Below are 3368 nucleotides of genomic sequence, written 5' to 3' on the forward strand. Positions count from 1 at the left end.
CGCGACGACGAACCTGCTCGGCGAGTCGATCGTCCAGAGAGATGGTCGTTCTCATATGAACATCATAACTGTTATGCATCACTGAATCAGGCCGGTGGACTTTTCATCACCCTGCTAGCTCGAGAGGCTCCACATATCCGAGCGACCCATCACGTCTTCCCTTCACCTCGCGTTCGGCGGACGTCGAGGTCCCTCGAGTGTTGGACGCGATTAGCGCCCCGATCTGTCGTCACCACGGTCGTGATCCTTGCCCGGCCCACACGGTCTCGACGTCGTACAGGGCGATCCGGGGGTCCACCGTCAGAACCGCCAGGCTTTCCGATTGCGCCTGGGCAACCAGTAGCCGGTCGAACGGATCCCGATGGTGGTTGGGGAGGGACGCCACGCGAAGTGCGTGAACGTGCTCGACGGGCATTCCCCGCATTCCTTGAGACGCCAGGCGCCCGGGCACGTAGCTCTCGGGCGATTCGGGAAGCTTCAATTTTCCCATCGAGCACTTGATCGCTATCTCCCAGGAGCTTGCCGCCGAAAAGTAGACGACGTTCTCGCCGTTTCCAATTAGCTGGCGCGCTCTCTCGTTGAGTCGTTCCTCTTCAGCGAACCACCACAGCCAGCAGTGGGTGTCGATCAGAACCTTCATTCGAAGAGTTTCTGAATCTCCTCGGGGAGGGGGGCGTCGAAGTCCTCGGCGATCCACACCTTCCCGCGGTCCTGTCCTGGAACGCGTTTCTTCCCGGCTCCGTGAAACGGAACGAGCCGCGCGACCGGCTTGCCCGCTTTGGAGATGATGATTTCCTCTCCCGCCGCGACGCGCGCGAGAAGCCGCGAAAGATGGGTTTTCGCCTCGTGGACGTTCACTTCAGCCACCATTGCACGGTAGACTAAGTCCACGACTAAGTCAAGATAGTACGACACGATGTCGTCGCGATACGCTCGACGAAGACGCGCTGCCTTGGACGATGCTCGATCAAGTCAAGCACGGGCGGTTTTTGAGTGTCTTCTTCAGCCTCTTCACAGCGGCGTACGGTGACCGAACGCCCGGCTCGCGCAGGGTGGGCAGAGTTTTCATCACCCTGCTGACTGGAGAGCTTCGACATAGTCGGCGACCATGATCTCTACGCTCGCCTCGCGTTCGGCGAAGCGGCGCGCGTTCTCGCCGAGCTCTCTTCTTCTTCGCTCGGAGCGAATCAAGTCCATGAGGTCGCAGTACAGGCCGTCCTCCTCGCCCTCGAGCTCCGACCGGGCGACGACGTCCTGGGGCAAATCTCCGACGTGGACCTGATTGGTCACGACGACGGGTCTTCCGCACCCGAGCAGTCTCAACAAGGTAGCGGAGGTCTCGCCCGCCGAGGGGTAGCGGAGGTTCAAGCACAGATCCGACGCGAAAGCGTAGAGCGTGAACGCGTCGTCGCTGACCCGGCCGGCGGGGCGCACGTGCTCGGCCACGCCGAGCGCCTGAGCCTCCTCGAGCGGATCGTAGTGCGGGACGCCGTCGCCCACGAGAAGATAATGGGCATCCATGCCGGCGGCCCGCATGCGGGCGAGCGCCCGGATCGCCGCGGTGATGCGCTTCTCGGGGGTCACGAGACCGAAAGAGGTGAGAAGTACGGCGGATGGCGAGAGGCCGAGCCGACGCCGCGCCTCGCCCGAGGACACGAGCTGGGGAAGCGGGACGCCCATGCGGACGCGGCGGACATCGGCGTCGGGGCAACGCGCGACGACCTCTTCTCGGGCGCTCTCACTGTGTACGATCGTGCGACGGCTGCGCCGTACGAGATCTTCGAACAGGGGATAGTCGTAGAGCAGCCGGCCTCCACCCATGCGAAGAGCGATTTCTGCGATCGTCTCTCCGTTCTTGGCGTACGCCTCCGCGGATGCCTTCCGGTACTCGCCGAGCTTTGCGAGGGCCCGCCTCCGTTTTTCGAGATCCGCGAGGTCGTCACGATAGGCCCGCACCTCGGGACTCTCGAGATAGGACATCAGTCGTGCATGATGAAGCGCGAGATCATGGAGCACCAGGACCCCGCGATGTTGGAGCAGGAATGGATAGACGAAGTCGTGGTGCCGGCTGTTTCCCACGTGATAGAAAAGAACGTCGCGCTCGTCGGGAGGGACGAAGGACTCCGGGGCGGTGACGGTGAATGCGAAGTCCCTTCGTACCGTGGGAGAGATCGCCTCGATCTTCCAATCCGTCGCTCTCGCGAGCCCGGTAAGAAGCAGCTCGCTGTAGTCGGCGACGCCCGTCGGCGCTGGGGGGAGCGGTGTGACGGCAATGAGCTTCAAAGGAGATGGGAACGCCACAGCTCGATGACCCTTAACGCTCTACCTTCTCCACCTTCAGGAGGGAGCGGAGTTAGGAACAGGCCGACGAAAAGAGACAGAGCCGAAAGCAGCAGAACGCAGTCGCCGCGTCGCGAGCCTTCGCGCCCGAGCATTCCGACGAAGCCGAGGGCGCATCCAAGGAGTCCCAAGGCGACGAGGAACGGATTCTCTTCGGCGAAGATCGCGAGCAGAGGGATTGGCGACATCGTCGTCGTCTCACCGTAGACCGAGTGGCAACCGATGGCGACGTCCGTTTTGTCGGTGTTCGATTCGTTCCGTCGACCAAGCAAGACGCTTCATTGACCGCGGCGCTACACGGTTTAGTTCGGACGCTTCCGATCCATTTCCCCCTGTGTGTCAGGGCTGTTTTGGAGCTTGAGGATGGCTCCTGCGGCATAGAGTCGAGTGTAAGTTTTGTCGCTCTCGAATGCTGTTGAAAGGGCGGAAAGGGCCGCGTCACCCCTTAACGAGAGGAGCGCATTTGTGGCCGCCTGAATGATATCGCGACGGTCCGATGTTAAGAGGTCCTCGATGGCTTCGGCTGAAGCTTCGTCCCTCAATCGCACAAGCGCATCGAGAGCTGACCGCTGTACAGCGCTCGTTGAATCCGCAAGCAATGGTAGAATCGAAAATGCGCGGTTTACACTCCCGAACTCTCCGAGAATCTGAGCCGCTCTTCTTCTGATGGCTGGGTTGGTGCTCGTTAGCGCGTTCTCCACAGTCGTCACAAACGAAGAATCACCAAAGGATGCCAAAGACTCGGCGGCCATCAATCGAACAGACTCGTAGGGACTCGCGAGCGCGGCTCGCAACACCGGCAGATCCTGTTGATTCGCAATGAGAGCAAATGCGTCAATTGCTGCCGAGCTCACTCGTTCGCTAGCATCCGTTAGTGCGTTGAGTGCGAGTGGCCGGATCGCGCAGGTTTCAGCTCCTTTTAGAGCACGAATTGCGGCGTAGCGTGCCCGTTCATCCGGGTGATCCAGAGCGACATGGAGCATTTCGAAGTACCCGGCCTCTCCCGCGTCGCATAGCGCAGCTGCGGC

General features: G+C 61.2%; 5 protein-coding genes. All 5 read right to left on the bottom strand.

The genetic code is table 11. The features are described 5' to 3' along the window. Window positions 1–229: 229 nt before the first annotated feature. Window positions 230–640 (bottom strand): type II toxin-antitoxin system VapC family toxin, encoded by a 411-nt coding sequence (locus tag VEK15_11020; GenBank protein ID HXV61216.1) that lies wholly within the window; start codon window positions 638–640, stop codon window positions 230–232. Beyond that, the gene (locus VEK15_11025) at window positions 637–870 is read right to left on the bottom strand and encodes a type II toxin-antitoxin system Phd/YefM family antitoxin (protein ID HXV61217.1); all 234 of its coding nucleotides are present in this window, start codon (window positions 868–870) and stop codon (window positions 637–639) included. Before VEK15_11025 ends, VEK15_11020 begins: the two co-directional genes overlap by 4 nt. A gap of 198 nt (window positions 871–1068) precedes the next feature. Then, a complete protein-coding gene (locus VEK15_11030; GenBank protein HXV61218.1) occupies window positions 1069–2301 on the bottom strand; it encodes a glycosyltransferase family 4 protein in 1233 nt (410 codons plus the stop codon). Then, window positions 2280–2612: a hypothetical protein gene (locus VEK15_11035; protein HXV61219.1), complete on the bottom strand. Its 333-nt coding sequence runs from the start codon at window positions 2610–2612 to the stop codon at window positions 2280–2282. The genes VEK15_11030 and VEK15_11035 overlap by 22 nt, the downstream gene beginning before the upstream one ends. A 30-nt stretch (window positions 2613–2642) precedes the next feature. Further along, a partial coding sequence (locus tag VEK15_11040) for a HEAT repeat domain-containing protein (GenBank protein HXV61220.1) occupies window positions 2643–3368 on the bottom strand: 726 nt, incomplete at its 5' end.

The organism is Vicinamibacteria bacterium (assembly GCA_035620555.1).
Classification (GTDB): domain Bacteria; phylum Acidobacteriota; class Vicinamibacteria; order Marinacidobacterales; family SMYC01; genus DASPGQ01.

Excerpts from the sequence above, each read along its gene's own strand:
- VEK15_11020 (HXV61216.1), bottom strand. The coding sequence starts at position 640 with ATGAAGGTTCTGATCGACACCCACTGCTGGCTGTGGTGGTTCGCTGAA.
- VEK15_11025 (HXV61217.1), bottom strand. The coding sequence starts at position 870 with ATGGTGGCTGAAGTGAACGTCCACGAGGCGAAAACCCATCTTTCGCGG.